The sequence below is a fragment of the Cobetia amphilecti genome (genome assembly GCF_020217465.1).
Classification (GTDB): Bacteria; Pseudomonadota; Gammaproteobacteria; order Pseudomonadales; family Halomonadaceae; genus Cobetia; species Cobetia amphilecti.
In genome coordinates this window covers 318,688-337,929 of record NZ_CP084115.1, presented here as the reverse complement: position 1 = coordinate 337,929, position 19,242 = coordinate 318,688, and the positions used below count along the sequence as shown (strand labels likewise).

General features: G+C 63.4%; 16 protein-coding genes. 7 read left to right on the top strand and 9 right to left on the bottom strand.

Features of this window, described 5'->3' with window-relative positions:
- Position 1: 1 nt before the first annotated feature.
- Positions 2 to 481: a bacterioferritin gene (gene bfr, locus LCW13_RS01515; RefSeq protein WP_043333195.1), complete on the bottom strand. Its 480-nt coding sequence runs from the start codon at positions 479 to 481 to the stop codon at positions 2 to 4.
- Between bfr and LCW13_RS01510 the strand changes: the two genes are divergently transcribed.
- Positions 452 to 658: a hypothetical protein gene (locus LCW13_RS01510; RefSeq protein ID WP_152965315.1), complete on the top strand. Its 207-nt coding sequence runs from the start codon at positions 452 to 454 to the stop codon at positions 656 to 658. The two genes, bfr and LCW13_RS01510, sit on opposite strands and share 30 nt — an antisense overlap.
- A gap of 231 nt (positions 659 to 889) precedes the next feature.
- Here the strand turns inward: LCW13_RS01510 and LCW13_RS01505 are convergent, their stop codons facing one another.
- Entirely contained in the window at positions 890 to 1,093 is a 204-nt protein-coding gene (locus LCW13_RS01505; protein ID WP_043333196.1) for a bacterioferritin-associated ferredoxin, read from the bottom strand.
- A 617-nt stretch (positions 1,094 to 1,710) separates the two neighbouring features.
- Here LCW13_RS01505 and LCW13_RS01500 point away from each other — a divergent pair.
- Positions 1,711 to 2,535, top strand: coding sequence for a hypothetical protein (locus LCW13_RS01500; RefSeq protein WP_043333197.1), 825 nt, complete (start codon positions 1,711 to 1,713; stop codon positions 2,533 to 2,535).
- 115 nt (positions 2,536 to 2,650) lie between these two features.
- On the opposite strand, the gene LCW13_RS01495 is transcribed toward LCW13_RS01500, so the two are convergent.
- From LCW13_RS01495 to lptF, 3 genes are read right to left on the bottom strand one after another with little or no spacing between them, the layout of a single operon-like run.
- The gene (locus LCW13_RS01495; RefSeq protein ID WP_043333199.1) at positions 2,651 to 3,115 is read right to left on the bottom strand and encodes an RDD family protein; all 465 of its coding nucleotides are present in this window, start codon (positions 3,113 to 3,115) and stop codon (positions 2,651 to 2,653) included.
- Entirely contained in the window at positions 3,108 to 4,190 is a 1,083-nt protein-coding gene (lptG, locus tag LCW13_RS01490; protein ID WP_043333200.1) for an LPS export ABC transporter permease LptG, read from the bottom strand. The genes LCW13_RS01495 and lptG overlap by 8 nt, the downstream gene beginning before the upstream one ends.
- A complete protein-coding gene (gene lptF / locus LCW13_RS01485; RefSeq protein ID WP_082388186.1) occupies positions 4,190 to 5,284 on the bottom strand; it encodes an LPS export ABC transporter permease LptF in 1,095 nt (364 codons plus the stop codon). Before lptF ends, lptG begins: the two co-directional genes overlap by 1 nt.
- Before the next feature lie 412 nt (positions 5,285 to 5,696).
- Between lptF and LCW13_RS01480 the strand changes: the two genes are divergently transcribed.
- The 3 genes from LCW13_RS01480 to LCW13_RS01470 all read left to right on the top strand — a co-directional run bounded on the left by LCW13_RS01480 (position 5,697) and on the right by LCW13_RS01470 (position 9,162).
- Positions 5,697 to 7,217 carry a leucyl aminopeptidase gene (locus LCW13_RS01480; RefSeq protein WP_043333204.1) on the top strand — a complete coding sequence of 507 codons (1,521 nt, stop codon included), beginning with the start codon at positions 5,697 to 5,699 and terminating at the stop codon, positions 7,215 to 7,217.
- Between the two features lie 145 nt (positions 7,218 to 7,362).
- Complete coding sequence (locus LCW13_RS01475; RefSeq protein ID WP_043333205.1) at positions 7,363 to 8,457, top strand: branched-chain amino acid aminotransferase; 1,095 nt, start codon at positions 7,363 to 7,365, stop codon at positions 8,455 to 8,457.
- A 234-nt stretch (positions 8,458 to 8,691) separates the two neighbouring features.
- A complete protein-coding gene (locus LCW13_RS01470) occupies positions 8,692 to 9,162 on the top strand; it encodes a DNA polymerase III subunit chi (protein WP_043333207.1) in 471 nt (156 codons plus the stop codon).
- A gap of 15 nt (positions 9,163 to 9,177) precedes the next feature.
- Here LCW13_RS01470 and LCW13_RS01465 read toward each other — a convergent pair whose 3' ends face one another.
- Positions 9,178 to 12,132, bottom strand: coding sequence for a cache domain-containing sensor histidine kinase (locus LCW13_RS01465; RefSeq protein WP_043333209.1), 2,955 nt, complete (start codon positions 12,130 to 12,132; stop codon positions 9,178 to 9,180).
- Positions 12,133 to 12,394: 262 nt separating this feature from the next.
- Between LCW13_RS01465 and LCW13_RS01460 the strand changes: the two genes are divergently transcribed.
- Positions 12,395 to 15,238, top strand: coding sequence for a valine--tRNA ligase (locus tag LCW13_RS01460; RefSeq protein ID WP_043333211.1), 2,844 nt, complete (start codon positions 12,395 to 12,397; stop codon positions 15,236 to 15,238).
- Between the two features lie 151 nt (positions 15,239 to 15,389).
- On the opposite strand, the gene LCW13_RS01455 is transcribed toward LCW13_RS01460, so the two are convergent.
- Positions 15,390 to 15,896 carry an META domain-containing protein gene (locus LCW13_RS01455; protein WP_043333213.1) on the bottom strand — a complete coding sequence of 169 codons (507 nt, stop codon included), beginning with the start codon at positions 15,894 to 15,896 and terminating at the stop codon, positions 15,390 to 15,392.
- Positions 15,897 to 16,428: 532 nt separating this feature from the next.
- Here LCW13_RS01455 and LCW13_RS01450 point away from each other — a divergent pair.
- Entirely contained in the window at positions 16,429 to 17,112 is a 684-nt protein-coding gene (locus LCW13_RS01450; protein WP_225347490.1) for a phosphatase PAP2 family protein, read from the top strand.
- 41 nt (positions 17,113 to 17,153) lie between these two features.
- Here LCW13_RS01450 and LCW13_RS01445 read toward each other — a convergent pair whose 3' ends face one another.
- Both LCW13_RS01445 and LCW13_RS01440 read right to left on the bottom strand, forming a co-directional pair.
- Positions 17,154 to 18,380 carry a GGDEF domain-containing protein gene (locus tag LCW13_RS01445; protein WP_167333688.1) on the bottom strand — a complete coding sequence of 409 codons (1,227 nt, stop codon included), beginning with the start codon at positions 18,378 to 18,380 and terminating at the stop codon, positions 17,154 to 17,156.
- 285 nt (positions 18,381 to 18,665) lie between these two features.
- Positions 18,666 to 19,106 (bottom strand): VOC family protein, encoded by a 441-nt coding sequence (locus LCW13_RS01440; RefSeq protein WP_043333215.1) that lies wholly within the window; start codon positions 19,104 to 19,106, stop codon positions 18,666 to 18,668.
- Between the last annotated feature and the right edge of the window lie 136 nt (positions 19,107 to 19,242).

The following is a 19,242-nucleotide window of genomic DNA, read 5'->3' as shown; positions in this document are numbered from 1 at the left end:
ATCAGTCGATCTCGTGGTGGATCTGCTTCTGCAGGTAGAGCTCGATGCCGACCTTCTCGATCAGGCCCAGCTCGGTCTCCAGGTGATCGATGTGCTCTTCCTCGTCGTCGAGGATCTTGCGGAACAGGTCACGCGAGGTGTAATCGCGAACCTGTTCGGCGTAGGCGATCGCTTCCTTCAGATCACCATGTGCCTGGTGCTCCAGCGCCAGATCGCACTCGAGCATTTCCTTGGTGTTCTCGCCGATGCGCAGCTTGCCGAGGTCCTGCAGGTTGGGCAGACCTTCCAGGAACAGGATGCGCTCGATCAGGGTGTCGGCGTGACGCATCTCTTCGATGGACTCGTCGTATTCCCACTTGGCCAGGCGCTTGAGGCCCCAGTCCTTGTACATGCGCGCATGCAGGAAGTACTGATTTATGGCGACCAGTTCGTTGGCCAGTATGGTGTTGAGATGCTCGATGATCTTGGGATCGCCTTTCATGTCGCCATTCCTCTCTTGTCAGGGTTGCTGCTTGCGTCAGGTTCTGTGCTGCGCCTGATGACGGCATGCATCAGCCGCAGCGCGGGCACGTCAGGCGTGCCCTATCGATCAGGTGCGGCAAGTATGGCGCAAAAACATGAATTTTTCGAGACATACCAACAAGTTATCGACTTTTAGGCGCAAATGGGAAGGATTGGTATCCGCGTTGTCATGTGGCGACCGACACCGGATTGCCTGGCGCCCATACGAAAACACCCGCCACCCGGTCTTGAGACCAGATGGCGGGCGTCAGGCAAGCGAGCACTTGCCGGGAGTCGACGAGAACAGATCACGCAGCTGGGCAGCGCGGCGACTGGGCGGCGACTGGAGTGTCAGTCGCCGGCAGGCGAGCCTCGGCTCGAGCCTGCATCACACCGCGTAGGCGAGATCCTCTGCCGGCATCATTTCACGCGCAACCGCTTCGCGAGTGATGGTCTTGGCCATGCAGGCACATTTGCCGCACTGGGTCGCGCAGCCGGTCTGCTCACGGACTTCGCGGAAGCTGCGCGCTCCCTGTTCCACGACTTCGCGGATCTTGTGGTCTGACACACCTTTGCACAGACAGACGTACATGGCTCACCTCGCTCACTCCAAGTGAGACAAATGTAAATGATTCGCAGAAACATGCGCAACACCTGACTGCAAAAAATTCTCATTCACACGTTATATCAAATACTTAGCGAGGCGATTTCTGGCCGGTTTGCGGTTGCGGAACACACGATGTCATAAGCAAGCCATATCAGCCTCACAAAGCGATTGCCGTGGGGAAAGCCAGCACCGTATAAAGAATGATGGCCCGTGGCTGACAGAAAGCTAGGGTTGCGATTTCACACGAGGCCGCTAGTATGTATAACGATTTTTTATGCAATTCGAAAAACAATCGCACCAAAACATAATGAGTCATCGCTAGCCGATCACTCAGGCGGGTCACTCGAACGCAGCCCAGCTCCTCGCTCACGGGAAGCGCCGCGTCACGATGAAGGCAAATGACTGCCACGCCCCGCCAGGCAATCAGGAAAGAACATGAACAGGACACTGCAAGAGATTCCGTCGCTCCGCCTCCTCATGGCCATGACCCGCATCGGCATGCCGATGATGGGCGCCATGCTGAAGCCGTGACCGGCCTGAATCCGTCTGCTGTTGCCCTATCTGCCGATTTCCGAACGCCAATCCGCAAGGAGCCCGATATCATGTCAGTACAACTCGCCACCGCCGATCATCACGCCACGTCCCACCTGCCACTTGATCTGGACGCCGTCCGCGACGCCGGCAGCTGCTTCGGTGACCACCACCGTCTGCCGCTGACCCCGCTGCTGCGCAATCTCTATCGTGAAGCCCGCCGTGAAGGCCTGGTGGATGAGCATTGCAACGCGCGTGAACTGATGAGCCATATCGCTCTGCCCCATGACCACGTGGTCACCCAGGAAATTTCCGACCGTGTCTGGCGCTACAACGTCGGTTACTCCAACACCGGCGAGAGCACGGAACAGGGCGACCTGAGCGCGGCGCTGGACTCCCTCAATGAGCGCACCCTGGATGAGCCGCTGCCGGGCGCCCTGCAGCGCCTGACCGAATCCTGGCTGTACCTGCCGGGCGAGCTGGAAAGCCCGCGCCAAGCCAGCGCCGACGTGCTGTGGCTCGACAAGCAGGGCCGTGCTCGCTACCGCCTGGATCAGGCGCGTCACTGGTTCGCCACCCTGCGCGATGAAGCCGTCGACATCGATGGCTGGCTGGCATGGCGCCTGACGCACCTGCCGCTGACCAGCGCGCCGGTGCTCGATACCGTCAGTGCCTTCACGCGTCTGGCGCGCCTCGATCACGATGGCCAGCGTCCGATCGGTCAGCTGTCCTTCGTGCGCTATCGCGAGGGCGTGCGTCTGGAAGGCATGGGTACCGCGGTGATCGACCTGCCGCGCGAGCTGCCCGAGACGGCGGCACAGGAAGACAGCCTGGTGGTGTCACGCACCAGCGTGGAACGCATCATCACGCGCCTGGATGGCCTGCTGGGCGTCTGATCACGCCCTGCACTCGCGGAAAACACAACGCCCCGCCAGTCATCGACTGGCGGGGCGTTTTTTTATCTGGCTGAGATCACGTCTGGCTGAGGTCACTGTCTTCATGCACGGTGCCTCACTCGCGCCGCAGCTTGGGCACCACCACCACACGAGTGCCGGAGGCGATGTCCTGCCAGCTGCGCTGCTCAGGGTCCCACAGCTGCCAGACGTACCCCAGCCCGCAGGCGCCCAATGACAGCCCGGCAACCACGAAGCGTATCAGGCACTGCTGCAGCGTCGGGACATGACCCTGTGGCGTCTCGATGCGCAGCCGCCAGGCCTGCATGCCCAGCGTCATGCCACTGCGGCTCCAGCAGCCGCCGAAGAAGGCGAACATCGCCACCAGCAACAGACTGCGGAACAGCGGTGACTGATTGGCCTCACCGCCATTGACGGCAACCCCGATGAAACCCAGCACGATCAACAACGCCATCACGAGGAAGGCGTCATAGACCACGCCGCCCAGACGCCGCATCAGGCCCGCAGGGCGCGCACCCTGCGGGTCGAGACGGCGGCGAGAGTGCGGGGCGCCCTTAGCCACTGCGCCGGATCAGCAGCAGGCCGATCACATAACAGGCCAGCATCGGCGCCAGCACCGCCCAGATGGGCGCGAAGCCGAACACCACCGAAGCCGGGGCGAGCAGGTCCTGCAGATACTTGAACAGCAGGCCGACCACGATGCCGTAGAAGACCCGTGTCCCCGCCGCCACCGTGCGCAAGGGCCCGAAGACGAAGGAGGCGGCCACCAGCACCAGCGCCGCCAGCGTCAGCGGCTGCAGAATCTTCTGCCAGAAGTAGAGCAGCGGCTGATTGGCCGACAGCCCCTGGTCCTGCAGGTAGCGGGAATAGCGCCACAAGTCGGAGGCTGACTGCTGCTTGGGGTCGCTGATGACCAGCTTGAGCAGGTCCGGCGTCAGCTGGGTGTCCCACTCGCGGGTCTCCTGCTGAGCCACCGTGGTGGCGCTCGGCTCGCCATTCTGGGACTCGAAGGTGGTGGTCTGCACCGCCTCCAGCGTCCAGCCATCGTCCTGCCAGACGGCGCGCCTGGCGTAGAGCGCCTGGGTCAGATGGCGCTCGTCATCGAAGCGATAGCGGGTGACGTTGAGCACCACATCATCGCTGCGTATCGAGCCGAATCGGTAGTAGTCGTTGCCCTCGCGCTGCCAGCCGCCACCCTCGGCATAGACGGCGCCTGCGCCCTGCTGCTTCTCGGCGCGCCAGGCGTCGGCCTGCAGTTCGGTAACGGGGGCGACATATTCACCGACCGCCATGGTGATGGCGATGACCAGCCCCAGCGGCTTCATCACGCCCCACAGAATGCGCGTCAGTGAACGACCGGCGGCGCGCATGATGGTCAGCTCATTGCTCGAGGCCATGCTGCCCAGCCCGATCAGGGCGCCCAGCAGTACGCCAACCGGCACGAATTCGTAGAAGCGCGATGGCAGACGCATCAGCAGATAGAGGAGTACTTCAAAGGCGCCGTAGTCGCCTTTCACGTCCCCCAGATCATTGATGTAGGTGATCATCAGGTCGAGCCCGAGAATCAGTACCTGCACCACCAGCATGGCCACCAGCACATTGCGGGCGATGTAACGGTCGAGACGATCAAGCAGCATCAGCGGCCACCTCCGCGGTTGTCGCGCCAGCTCAGCCAGATGCCGAGCGCCAGATAGACGCCGTGAATGGGCCACAGGCCGATGGCGGCCGGGTACTTCTCGGATGCGACGGCATTCTGCGCCGCGATCAACAGGCTGAGATAGGTGATGTGCACGAAGATGGCCGGCAGCAGACGCGCGAAACGCCCCTGACGCGGATTGACGCGTGCCAGCGGCAGGCCGATCAGCATCAGGATCGGCACCATCAACGGCAGCGAGATGCGCCACTGCAGCTGGGCCTTGGCCTCCGGGAGATCGGAAGCCCAGAGCTGCGCCGTGGTCGCAAGCTCGATGTCCTCCTTGAGGGCCGCGGCGTCCTGCCCCTCGGTGATGCGCACGCCGTAACGATCAAAGCCCAGTCGCTGGGCGATCGCCTTGCCCGGCTCCACCCCGTAGCGCGTGCCGTCGCTCAACACCAGATAGCGGCTGCCGGTCTCGGGGCTGACTTCCTGGAAGGCACGCTCGGCGCGCACCACCGATTGGCTCGGTTCGCTATCGGGCGTGCTGGCGGCATTGCTGTCACCTGCCTCGGCGATGAAGACGTTTTCCAGCTCGCTGTTGTCATCGCTCATGCTCTCGGCATAGACGGTGCGATTGCCGATCTCCTGGAAGCGTCCCGCGCCGAGAATCGAGAAGTCGGTCTTCTGCTTCTGCTGCTCGAGCAACAGCTCATTCTTGAGTGCGCCGGCAGGCGTCAGATAGAGGCTGCAGGCCGCGACCAGCGCCGTGATCAACAGCGCCGGCAGCAGGGTGACACGCAGCAGGCGCTCCGGGCCGACGCCACAGGCGACCAACACGGTGATCTCGCTGTTCATGTACAGCTGACCGAAGGCCAGCAACACGGCGAGGAAGAAGGACAGCGGCAGCAGCAGTTCAAAGAAACCCGGCAGGTGATAGAGCATCAGGCTGCCGAGTATCGACGCCGGGAAATCCCCCTCCGCCGCATCACTGAAATAGCGGATGAATCGGCTGCCCATGATGACAAGCATCAGCACCCCGGCCACGGCGGCCATGGTGGTGAGTATCTCGCGTGTCAGGTAGCGGAAGATGATCAAGTGGAACTCCTGTTTCCCGCTCGCAAGCGAGCGTGTTGACCAGATCGATGATAGCCGGTGGAGGAATGGTCGTGATCACATGAAGGCATCATCCCCCTCATGCATGGTGCGCAGCCTTTGCGTACACTGGCGGCACGGGTCTGAAGACTGGACGGGAGCGGCTCCCCCTCATGCAGCAGCATTATCCAGAAAGGATGCTGCCTTGTCGCGGCTCCAGGCATTGCACGTGGACAGCCTGACATGATGGACTGCCCTCACTCGTGCATGCCAGCTCAGCTTGTCATGAGCGGTCTGCGCCCCCATCCAGACCATGACCCCGATGTCGCCGCGAGCCGGGCACGCCTGGCCTGACGACATCCTTCATCCTTGTACTGTTCATCTTCGTACCCTCACTCGCGCGCGTGGAGTTGCCATGGAATTTCCTGTAGTCACTGCCAATCCGGCCCAGCTTGAAACCGCCTGCATCGTGGTACCTGTCATCGAGGGCGACCTCACCGGTGCTGCGGCACGACTCGACGATGCCAGCGAGAAGCTGATTTCCCAGCTGATCGAGCGCGGCGACTTCAAGCCCGAGCTCGGCAATACCCTGCTGGTGCCCTTCGCTCCGGGCCTCGGCGCTCAGCGCCTGCTGCTGGCCGGTTTCGGCAGTGAGGAAAAGCTCGACGAAAGCCGTTACAAGCGTGGCCTCGACGCCGCCATGACCGCTCTGCTCAAGCTGCCCATCGAAGACGCGGCCTTCGCTGGCCTCGAGCTGAATCTCGAGCTGCGCGAGGCTGACTGGATGGCGCGCATGATCGCCGAGAGCGCGCTGCGCACTGCCTATCGCTTCACCGAGATGAAGAGCAAGCCGGGCGAGCCCGTCTCTCTGACCCGCCTGAGCGTGGTTAGTGCCGACAAGCAGCGTCAGGCCGAACTGGAAGCCGGCCTGCGCGTCGGTGCCGCCATCGGCATGGGCGTCAATGAAGCGCGCACGCTGGGCAATCTGCCGGGCAACATCTGCACGCCGCGCTACCTCGGCGAGCGTGCCGAGCAACTGGGTGCTGCCTCCGATGGCGCCCTGAAAGTGACCGTGCTCGGCGAGGAAGAGCTCGAGGAGCTCGGCGCCCTGTCCCTGCTGTCGGTCGGCCGCGGCAGTGAAGAGCCGAGCCGCCTGATCGTGATGGAATACCGCGGCGCGGAAGACGAGAACGAAGCCCCGCACGTGCTGGTCGGCAAGGGCATCACCTTCGATACCGGCGGCATCTCGCTCAAGCCGGGCGCCGGCATGGACGAGATGAAGTACGACATGGGCGGCGCGGCCAGCGTGTTCGGCACCATGCGCACCGTGCTGGAACTCAAGCCCAAGCTCAACGTGGTGGCCATCGTGGCCAGCGCCGAGAACATGCCGGACGGCCGCGCTACCAAGCCGGGCGACATCATCAAGACCCTGAAGGGCCTGACCGTCGAAGTCCTCAACACCGACGCCGAAGGCCGTCTGGTGCTGTGTGATGCGCTGACCTACGCCGAGCGCTTCGAGCCGGCCAGCGTCGTCGACATCGCCACCCTGACCGGCGCCTGCGTCATCGCGCTGGGCAATCACGCCACCGGTCTGATCTCCAACGATGATGACCTGGCGCTCGACCTGCTCGACGCCGGCGAAGAAGCCTGGGACCGCGCCTGGCACATGCCGCTGTGGGACGAGTATCAGACGCAGCTGGATTCCAACTTCGCCGACATCGCCAACATCGGCGGTCGCGAAGCCGGCATGATCACCGCAGGTTGCTTCCTGTCCCGCTTCGCGGACACATTCCCGTGGGCGCATCTGGACATCGCCGGCACCGCCTGGATGTCCGGCAAGCAGAAAGGCGCCAGCGGCCGCCCGGTGGGCCTTCTGACCCAATACCTGCTGGATCGCGAAGCGGAACTCAGCGCCCCGCAGGAAGAGACCGTCTGAGGCTTCGCATGCTCTCGATAGCGTGCTAGCGTTGAGACACGCGGGTCGCGACGCCACTCGGCACCGCTGACCCGAGAGGTCCTATAAAAATGATTCGACCCCCGGCGTTCCGCGTCGGGGGTCTCGCTGCTACGGAGACACCCACGTGACCAAAGGCTTCGACGTCCGCGCGTCCACGCAACCGGCGGATGCTGCCGTTCGTGACACCATTCTGGCCAATCCCGGCTTCGGCCGTCACTTCAGCGATCACATGGCCCATGTACGCTGGACCGCCGACGGCGGCTGGCACGGCCATGAAGTCCGCCCCTACGGCCCGCTGAGCCTCGACCCCGCCGCCTCGGTACTGCACTACGCCCAGGAAATCTTCGAAGGCATCAAGGCCTACCGTCATGAAGACGGCTCGGTGTGGACCTTCCGCCCCGAGAAGAACGCCGCACGTTTCCGCAACTCCGCCCGCCGTCTGGCACTGCCGGAGCTGTCCGACGAGGACTTCGTCGGCTCGCTCAAGGCCCTGCTCGCGCAGGACAGCGCCTGGGTGCCGACTCCGGCCAGCGTCAGTGACGAATGCAGCCTCTATCTGCGCCCGTTCATGATCGCCAGTGAAGCCTTCCTCGGCGTGCGTCCGTCGCGTGAAGTCGATTACTACGTGATCGCCTCACCGGTGGCGGCCTACTTCAAGGGCGGCATCAAGCCGGTCTCCATCTGGCTGTCCTCGCACTACAACCGTGCGGCCGCCGGCGGTACCGGTTTCGCCAAGTGCGGCGGCAACTACGCGGGCTCACTGGCCGCGCAGAGCGAAGCTTCCGCCAATGGCTGTGACCAGGTCGTGTTCCTGGACGCCGCCGAGAACAAGTGGGTCGAGGAATTGGGCGGCATGAACCTGTTCTTCGTCTTCAAGGACGGCCGTCTGGTCACGCCGCGCCTGACCGGCACCATTCTGGAAGGTGTCACCCGTGACTCCATCCTGACCATGGCGACCGATCTGGGCCTGACGCCGGAAGAGCGCCCTATCAGCATCGACGAGTGGCGTGAAGGCATCGCCTCCGGCGAGATCACCGAGGTGTTCGCCTGCGGTACCGCTGCCGTCATCACGCCGGTGGGCGAGCTGGTCAGTGAAGAAGGCCGCCTCGACCTGACCGCCAACGCCGGTGATGTCGCCATGCGTCTGCGCAGCCAGCTGCTGGATCTGCAATACGGTCGCGCCGAAGACACGCGTGGCTGGATGACGCGCCTGGCATAGGTGGCTGAAATAAGTGCTCTGGTATCAGTGCACGGGAACAAGCCCTCGAGCCTGCCCCTGTGGCTTGAAGGATGACCAAAACCCCAAGGCCCGCCTCGAAAGAGGCGGGCCTTGGGGTTTCTGGCGCACGGATATCTGACTGCGGAAAAATGTCACGGGAGGCAGGCTGCATCGAAGCCGCGCGGCGAGTGCGGTATCCTGAGCGCTCGAGAATTCCTTGCCCGAGCGGTGCCCATGACCCAGATCGACTTCTACATCCTGCCCGACACCACGCTGGAAGCCCGGCTGGAATTCGCCTGCCGGCTGGCCGAGACCATCCACGCCAAGGGCTTTCGCCTGCATGTGCATGTCGAGGACGAGGCGATGGCGCGTCAGTTCGATGAGCATCTGTGGCAGTTCCGCCCGGAAAGCTTCGTGCCCCATGCGCTGGATATCGATCTCGACATGGCCGCCCGCGAGGCCGAACACGCCGATGACGTGCCGCGCCCGCCGGTCACCATCGGCTGGCAGGACGCCCCGGCGCCGGGTATCGAGGCGCTGCTCAACCTGCACCCCGAGATTCCCGAGTGGTTCTCACGCTTCGAGCGCGTCGCCGAGATCATCAATCAGCATCAGGATGTTCTGGTCACCAAACGCGAATGCTGGCGCACCTACAAGTCACGCGGCTATGCCGTGCGCTCGCATCAGCTCAAGGGCGTCAGCTGAGCGGACCGGCTTTCGTTACATTCCCAGAGCCTGGGCAAGCTTGAAGTTATCCTGCAGATGCGAAAGCCAGCGCTCGATATCGGCCATGCTCGGCGGGCTCTCACCGCTGTCGAAGAAGGCCTCGGGCAGGCCGCCTGCGGTCTCGCTGGCGTCACGCTCCCCGATACGCACGGCCCACAAAGGCAGTTCGCGCGGCATGCGCTGGATTTCGGCGAACAGCGCTACCACGTTCATGTCCGGCACATCGCCGAAGATGACCAGACACGGGCTGACATCTCGCACCAGGCGCAACGCCTGGGCCGCACTGCTGGCGATGATGATCTCCAGATTGGCGACGTGACTGCCGATCACCTCGAGGCGCAGACGGTCCTGCGCCCGCGTGCTGATCACCAGCCAGCGACAGGGCACCGGCAGCACCTTCTCCGCCGACCACGCCGCCTGGACAACGCGCTCATGGGCGCTGACATCCGCCAGCGGCAACCAGACCCGGAAGCTGGCGCCCTCGCCCAGCTCGCCCCGCGCCGTGATGTCACCGCCCATGCGGCGGGCGAGCTCCCGCGACAGCGCCAGCCCGAGCCCGGTGCCCTCGATGCCTGAATCTTCTCGTCCCAGACGCGAGAACGGCTGGAACAGCTGGACCGCCTGCGCGGAATCAAAGCCGAAGCCGCCATCGGTGATTTCCACCCAGCCCATCTCCACTCCGCTGGCATTGCGCTCCTGGCCGATGGCCAGGCGGATCCAGCCCCCCTCGCGGTTGTACTTGATGGCGTTGCCCATCAGGTTGCCGAGAATCTGATCCAGGCGACGCTGGTCGGCATTCAGCCACAGTGACTCGCCTTCCAGTGCCAGCGATAGCGTCAGGTTGGCGCTCTCCAGACGCGGCTGATATTGCCCTGCCAGCCGGATCAGCTTCTGGCCCACCGAGAGAGGTTGGCAGTCCAGCGGCAGATCACCGGCTTCCAGACTCGACATCTGCAGCACGTCCTCGATCAGCGCCGACAGCTGTGCCGCCGCATGACTGGCCTCATCCACGTAGCGGCGCTGCTCGCGGGTCAGATCGGCTTCCTCGCAGAGCAGATCCGTGAAGCCCATGATGGCGTTGAGCGGCGTGCGAATCTCGTGACTGAAACTCGAGAAGAAACGCGACTTGGACTGGCTGGCCTCGGTGGCACTGTCGCGGGCCGCCTCCAGCAGCTTGAGTGACTGCTTGTGGCGCTGGATATCCAGCGCAAGCCCGGTGGCGCGCTGTGGCCGCCCCTCATGATCACGCCGGGTGATCTGGCCGCGAATCTGCACCCAGACCCAGTGACCACGCGCATGCCGATAGCGCACGTCACGTGCCTCGGCCCAGCTCTCACCGTGCATGACTCGCCAGCGCGCCTCGAGCAGGCCGACGAGGTCTTCCGGGTGCGTCATGGCGTCAAGGTCCGCCAGATGCATGCTGGCGCGGACCGGCAGCCCCAGCATCAGGAAGAAATTCTCGTGCAGGTAGAGATCGTCCTGATCGAAGTCATAGCGCCAGGTGGCATCGCCGGAGGCCGCCATCACCATCTCGACGTGCCGCGCACCTTCGGCGCGTTCAAGCTCGATCTGGTCGCGCCGCTGAGCCGCTTCGCGCAGCGCCTCACCGGCCTGATCCAGCTCCTGCAGCTGGAAGCGCTCGCGCACCACGGGCTGACCGCGACCGATGCGCAGCGCCATGTCGCTGAGGCGTGCCAGTGATTCGGACAGGGTGGCCGCCATGGCCTCGGCCCGCCACCGCATCACTACCAGCAGGGCGAAGAAGAACAGAATCAGTCCCACCAGCATCACGTAGCCCAGCTGATTGAAGCGTTCATTCCAGATATCGATGCCGCTGTTGACCTGCTGCGCATCCACCACCGCCAACAACCGCCAGTCGGTGCCCGGCACCGATTGCCAGCCGACCAGCCGCTCACCGGCGAGCAAGGAAACGCTGCGCACGCCCTGCGCCTCATCCGAGATGCTGCGCAGCAGGTGCGCCATGGCCGGGGAGTTCTCGACATCATGCGCCGTATCGAGGAAGCGATCGTGCAGCAGCGGCATCGGCACCACTTCAGGGGCGGGCTGGGGGCCGAAATCCTGCTCGCCGACACGCGGCATGGCCATGACGACATCGTCACTCACCAGAATCAGATAGGCGCCCCAGGGCAGCTCGGCATTCTCGAGCCGCTCGACCAGAGAATCGAGGGTGACGTCGATGCCGACCACGCCTTCGAGGAAGTCGCCGCGATGGACCGGCATCAGCGTCGAGACCAGCCAACCGCTGCCGACCGGATCCTGGTAGGGCGGCGTGATGACGGCGCCACGACTCGGGTTGTTGCGGTCATCCGCCAGGTAGTAGAAGCCGTAGCTGGTGAGGTCTACACCGGGCGTGAAGATGTTGCGGGTATCGGTCCACGGCGATATGCGGAAGTAGCCGTCGTAGCCGGAGAACCAGATCTGGCGCAGCTCGGATTGCGTGGCGAGCATGTCCGACACCTGGGCATCCATTGCCGAGAGGCGCACCACCTTGTCGTGGTCCTGCAGATAGCTGGGCACCAGCGAGGAGTAATAGGAGCCGGCGCCACCATCGTTCTCGGCGACGTACAGGGTGCCGTCGCCCGCGCTCATGTGACGCTTTAGCTCCTGCTCGCGCTGGCGGGACGTCACGGGGGTGTCCATGTGACGCAGAGTGCTGCGCGCCAGCTGGCGGGCATCGCTGCGCCAGTCGTCCGCCAGCAGGCTGATGTGCTCTGCCTCGTAATGGGTCAGCTGCTCGAGCTGGGTATTCACCAGCTCACTGCGCGTGGAGTCCTGCTGCCCGGAGACCAGCCAGTGCAACACCAGATAGCAGCCCAGCAGCGCCACCTCGAGCACCAGCAATGGCACCAGCGCATGACGCAGCAGTTCATGCCAGACCCAACGACGTGTCGGACGAGGGGCACCGTCCGTGGGGCGAGGCTTGGACATTGCGGCTCCGCGAGCGTGAGAGAATGGGAAGTGTGCGAGGCGGCAAGCCTCGGCTCATGAGGTCGCAACAGGATACGGCATCAGTGCGTGGATGTTGCCTGCTTTGTGAAAACAGCGTCTGCCAGACGCCACGAGTGCCTGCCCGCCAAGACCGAATGACGCCCGTCATCAGCGGCGCTATAATCGAGCCCATTTTCTGCCTGCGCTGACCGCTCCTTGAGCCGGCGCGGGACGCCCCGCCCAACCGGATCAATGCAGACCCATGGACAAGACCTACCAACCGAACGCCATCGAGACGCGCTGGTACGAGCGCTGGGAATCCGACAACCGCTTTGCGCCGTCAGGCCAGGGCGAGAGCTTCTCACTTGTCATCCCGCCGCCCAACGTCACCGGCTCCCTGCACATGGGCCACGCCTTCCAGGATTCCATCATGGACACCCTGGTCCGCTGGCGCCGCATGCAGGGTCGCAACACCCTGTGGCAGGTAGGCACCGACCACGCCGGTATCGCCACCCAGATGCTGGTCGAGCGCAAGGTCGCCGCCGAAGAAGGCAAGACCCGCCATGATCTCGGCCGCGAAGCCTTCACCGACAAGATCTGGGAGTGGAAGGAAGAGTCCGGCGGCAACATCACCCGCCAGCTGCGTCGCATGGGCACCAGCATCGACTGGAAGCGCGAGCGCTTCACCATGGATGACGGCTTCTACAAGGCGGTGCAGGAAGTCTTCGTGCGCCTGCACAAGGAAGACCTGATCTACCGCGGCAAGCGTCTGGTCAACTGGGACCCGACCCTGCACACCGCGATTTCCGATCTCGAAGTCGAGAACCGCGATCAGCAGGGCAGCTTCTGGCACTTCCGCTATCCGCTGGCCGATGGCGTCAAGACCGCCGATGGCAAGGACTACGTCACCGTCGCCACCACGCGCCCGGAAACCCTGCTGGGTGATACCGGCGTGGCCGTCAATCCCAAGGACGAGCGCTACGCAAGCCTGGTCGGCAAGTTCATCGAACTGCCGCTGGTCGGCCGTCGTATCCCCATCGTCGCCGATGAGCACGCCGACATCGAAAAGGGCTCCGGTTGCGTCAAGATCACCCCAGCCCATGACTTCAATGACTACGAAGTCGGCAAGCGTCAGGGCCATCTGCTGATCAACGTGATGAGCCAGGATGCCACCATCCTGGATCGCGCCGAGATCTATGACCTCCAGGGCCGTCCGCAGCCTGAAGAAGATGCCAGCCTACCGGCCGCCTACGCCGGTCTGGATCGCTTCGTCGCCCGCGAGAAGCTGGTCGCCGACATGGACGCGCTGGGCCTGCTGGAGCAGGTCGAGGCCGTCAACAACACCCTGCCGCACGGTGACCGCTCCGGCGATGTCATCGAGCCGCTGCTGACGGACCAGTGGTTCGTGGCCGTAGAGGAGCTGGCGCGTCCGGCCATCGAAGCGGTCGAGAACGGCGACATCGAGTTCGTGCCCAAGAACTACGAGAACATGTACTTCGCGTGGATGCGCGACCTGCAGGACTGGTGCATCTCGCGTCAGCTGTGGTGGGGCCACCGCATTCCGGCCTGGTACGACAACGACGGCAACGTCTATGTCGGCCGCAATGAAGAGGAAGTCCGCGCCGAGAACAACCTGGGTGCCGACGTCGAACTGCGTCAGGACGAAGACGTCCTCGACACCTGGTTCAGCTCCGCGCTGTGGACCTTCGGTACCCTCGGCTGGCCGGCGGACACGGAAGAGCTCAAGACCTTCCACTCCACCGACGTGCTGGTCACCGGCTTCGACATCATCTTCTTCTGGGTGGCGCGGATGATCATGTTCACCCTGAAGTTCAAGGGTGAAGTACCGTTCCGCAAGGTCTACGTGCATGGTCTGGTGCGCGACAGCCTCGGTCAGAAGATGTCCAAGTCCAAGGGCAACGTGCTTGATCCCATCGACCTGATCGACGGCATCGGCATCGAGGAGCTGGTCGAGAAGCGTACCGGCAACATGATGCAGCCGAAGAAGGCCAAGGCGATCGCCAAGGCCACGCGCAACGAGTTCCCGGAGGGCATCGAGCCTCACGGTACCGATGCGCTGCGCTACACCCTGCTGTCACTCGCCTCCACCGGGCGTGACGTGAAGTTCGACATGGGCCGTCTCGATGGCTATCGCAACTTCTGCAACAAGCTGTGGAATGCGGCGCGCTACGTGCTGATGAATGCCGAGGACCAGGATTGCGGCGTCAACGGCGAAGCCGTCGAACTGTCGCTGGCCGATCGCTGGATCATCGCGCGCCTGCAGCAGACCGAGCAGCAGGTCACCCGCGCGCTGGAAGAGTTCCGCTTCGACCACGCCTCCCAGGCGCTCTACGAGTTCATCTGGAACGAGTACTGCGACTGGTATCTGGAGCTGTCCAAGCCGGTTCTGTGGGACGACAACGCCAGCATCGAAGCCAAGCGCGGCACGCGTCGCACCCTGGTGCGCGCCCTCGAGACCATCCTGCGCCTGATCCACCCGATGATGCCGTTCATCTCCGAGGAGATCTGGCAGCGTATCGCACCGCACGCGGGCAAGCCGGTGGAAGGCGAGAGCATCATGAGCCAGGCGTGGCCGCAGGCCGAAGCCGACCGGATCGATGAGCAGGCCATCCGCGATATCGAGTGGCTGAAAGGCATCATCATCGCCATCCGCAACGTGCGCGGCGAGCTCAACCTGTCACCGGCCAAGCCGCTGGAAGTCTTCCTGCAGAACGGCGCGGCTGGCGATGCCGAGCGTCTGGAAGCCAACCGCCTGTTCCTCTCCAAACTGGCACGTCTGGAAAGCATCACCTTCCTGGCGGCAGGCGACGAAGCCCCGATGTCCGCCATCCAGCGCGTCGGTGAGCTGGAAGTGCTGGTGCCGATGGCAGGCCTGATCGACAAGGAAGCCGAGCTCAAGCGCATCGACAAGGAGCACGAGAAGCAGCAGAAGGTCATCACCGGCCTCGAGAACAAGCTCGGCAACGAGAAGTTCGTCGGTCGTGCACCGGCTGATGTGGTCGAGAAGGAGCGCGCCAAGCTGGCCGACGCCCAGGCGGAACTTGCGCTGCTGGAAAGCCAGCGCGTCAAGATCGAAGCGCTGTAAGTCACGCACGCGCTTCACGCAAGCAAAAGCCCCCTGCACCGAACGGTGCAGGGGGCTTTCTCGTTTCTGGCAGCCCGCTCGCGAATCGCCCTCCCAGGCACGCCGGATGAGCGCATCGAGATGAGCTCATCGAGAAAAGCGCGCCGAGCAATTACTCGGCGGGGCCTTCCAGCGGCATGAAGGTCGCCAGCAGATAGCCGGTGTCATCCATCACGCGCAGCCGAGCGCTCTCACCGCTGCCGATGATCTGATAACTGGCCACATCCTCGAGCATACGATTGAAGGCGTTGGACTGCTCAGGGTTGGGGCACATCTTCATGGTCGAGGCCAGCGGACCGATATCCAGCGTCTGACGCGACTCATCCAGCACCACCGGCCCCATCAGGCGGTTGCAACCATTGCTGCCGACCAGACGCAGACGGTCATCCTCCTCGTCTGCCAGCTGCTGCTGACTGGGAGGCTGCAGCAGGAAGTTGGCGGCCTCTTCACTGGCATCCGTGGCGGAGAAACTCCATTGGGTGCCCACCAGAGCAGGAGCAGCGGCACCCGATGAGTCACTGCCCTGCGGAGGCTGTGTCATGGCCGCGCAGCCAGCCAGCAAGGAGATAGCGAACCCCACGGAGGTATAACGCGATAGACGACGCACGGTAATGGACATGGATGACTCCTGTGGCGCCCGCCAGTGGCATTGCCGGCAACGGCAGTCACCCGGCAGACGGAAAGAACGGTGGGTAAGGAACGGACATGACAGCAAGGGTAGCGATCATGCGCACGGCTGTCATGAACGACAGGCCCTCACGACATGCGCCTGAGTGTCACCTGCCGGACTGCTGCAGGCTTGCCACCAGCGCGATGGACGCAACCATCTGTCCACCTCGCCAACTTTGAAAACAGTGTTTTCAAAGCAAAGCCTGCACTAGAATTTCGACCAGATCGCCACTCAGCGTCGCCTGTCTCGAGTCCTCTGGCCACCGAGCCAACGAGCTACCGGCCTGAGTGAGCCTATACCGACATGAGCCCCGCAGAGCTGACACGACATGACTCCCGCCGCCCCCGACAGTCCTTCCTTGCACGCCGCTGATACTGCGTCTTCACAGCGAGTCAGTGGTTCGCAGCAGGCCCCGCACGTGCAACCCTCACCCCCGCCCCGCTCGCAGAGGTCGAAGACAGGATTCAACCTGCGACGACTGGTGCTCCTGAATTCGCTGGGAGTGGCGCTGCTGGCGTGCTGGTGGGTACCGGCGCTGAATTTCTGGCCCACCCTCGACAGCGATGTCTTCTGGGACTTCAACCAGTTCATCACACCGCTCAATCCGCACTGGGACACGCTGCTCGGCATTCTGAACACGCGCGCCTTCGACGCCGTGGCCTTCGCCATGATGGGGGTATTGTTCTGCTGGGCGATGCTCAATGATCAGCAGCCTGCCCGCTATCGCCGCTGGACCAGCATCGGCATCACCATGCTGCTGACGGCGGGCCTGCTCTCGCTGTTCGTGCTGCGTGCCATCAGCTATGGCCATGCCAGCCCGACGCGCTTCTTCAGCCACGCACAGCATCTCTCCGAACTGGTGTCCTTCAAGACCAAGGATTCGGCGTCGAACAGCTTCCCGGGGGATCACGGCCTGATGCTGATGGTATTCGCGAGTTTCATGCTGGCCTTCGCACCGCGCCGCATCGCCCTGTGCAGCCTGGCGTTCGTGGTACTGCTGAGCGCTCCGCGGATCATGGTCGGCGCTCACTGGTTCAGCGATGTCTATCTGGGCTCGCTCAGCATTGCACTGATCGCGTTGCCCTGGGTGCTGTGCACACCACTGGCGACCACCGTTGCCCGTGGCATGGAGAACGCGCTGGCCCGATTGAAGCAGCGCTCCTGAAGCAGCATTCGTGAACCTGCACTCAAGAACCTGAACTCAGGTCAGCCGGCGAGGGGTGTCCGCGAGAAAGGGCTGGAATCCTTGTGGTGCCGCTTTTCCTGGCGGTCATCCTCCTTGTCGCGAGCGCCCTCCTCCACGGCCTCTGCCTTGCCAAGCCCGCCGCCGTCATTGCCGGGGGGCGGGGGGCTGACATCGGGCGTGGCAAAGCCTGTCATCTCGTGTTCCCCACCGGCCACCACCTGATCACGCCCATTGTGCTTGGCGTGATACAGCCGCCTGTCGGCCAGCTGCATCAGCTCATCCAGCGAATCGACCTCATGACTGATGGCAACGCCGATGGAAACCGTGACCGGCACCGGCGTGCCGGCGAAGACCGGAGGAGACTTGGCCAGCAGGGAGCGCATGCGTCCCGCCACGGAAATGGCCTCGGTGCGCCCGATACGTGGCAGCAGCACCAGGAACTCCTCGCCACCGACACGCCCGGCGCGATCGCCCTGACGAAGCGTAGCCGTCAGCAGGCGGCCCAGATGACGCAGCACTTCATCACCGACGGCATGGCCATGCAGGTCATTGACGCGCTTGAAGTTGTCCGCATCCAGCATCAAGACCGCACAGGGCACTCCGTCACGCCACCAGTCCTCGGCGTGGCGCAATATCTGGCGGCGATTGAGCAATTCGGTCAACTCATCACGACTGGCATCCTTCAGATACTGGCGCTCGAAATGTTCGGTAAGCGCCAGCATGCGCCACAGGAAGGTGACCATCATCAGGAAGACCGCGAACAGATTGGTCGATTGCAGCACCCAGGCCGACAGGACGCCGCCCTCATGCAGGACTGGCGAGACCATCAGTGCCGAGACAGCCGCCATGAACAGCATCAGGGTCGTCACCACTCGAACACGCGCCGCCAGCGGGGCCAGGTGAATACCGGCCATCACGATGAAGAAATAGTACTCATAGCCCGCCGAGAGCCCGAAACAGAAAACCGAGAGCCAGGCCATCAGCGTCAAGGCGCTCATCATCAGGGCCAGGCCCAGCGTCAACTGATGCGCCCGGTGCAGCATCACGCCCAGCACGGACACGAGCGCCATGATGCCGCTGACGAATGCCAGCCGCGGCTCGTTGAAGAGAGTGAAGAAGGGAACCCACACCACGAAGAGGCCCATCAGCATCAGATAGACCCAAAGATAGGCATGGTAGAAACGACGATGCTCCACGGCGAGCAATCGTGGTTCATGACGTAGCCAGGCGCTTATGACTCTCGGCATCAGGCAGTCCTTGCCAGCTAGGCAGTGTCCGCGTGGCGGTCCCTCACGCGACTCAAGGAGGTGCAACATCGCGGCAGGCGGGCAGCAAGAGAAAGGAAGAAGGTATAGCTGCCTGCCGCGATGACACTCCACAAAGGCCGAGCACGACATGTCACACATCATGCTGCGGGGCTTATGAACTTCATTACATCATAAGCCCTGCTGGGCGATGCACCAGTCATAATTCGGCTATTGCGTTGCCTGAATGCGACGTTTACGCACACGTCAACATGCGACCTTGCTTGCTTACCAGCTGCCCGTGTTGCTCATGGAGGCCCAGGGTTCCTGCGGCGCAAGGGCGTCACCGGCCTGCAGCAGCTCCAGCGAAATCCCATCCGGGCTCTTCACGAACGCCATGTGGCCGTCACGCGGCGGGCGATTGATGGTCACGCCGTTGTCCATCAGATGCTGACAGGTGGCGTAGATATCCTCGACGCGATAGGCCAGATGGCCGAAGTTGCGCCCACCTTCGTATTCTTCCGGGTCCCAGTTATGGGTCAGTTCCAGCATCGGCGCCTGCATCTCGCGGGCACGTTCGGCATCCTGCGGGGCTGCCAGGAAGATCAGCGTGAAGCGGCCCTTCTCGGAATCCTTGCGCGAGATCTCGACCATGCCGAGCAGGTCACGGAAGAAATGCAGTGAAGCGTCGACATCACGGATACGCAGCATGGTGTGCAGATATTGCATGGATCACTCTCTTGAACGGTGGTTGGGGCAGCACTGAGGACGGAAAAGACGTGTGCCGAGCGTAGCTGGCTCGGCGCACGGGAATATTCTAGACACACGACTGCCGCGCGACGAGTCTCCTCGCGGCACGGCAGTG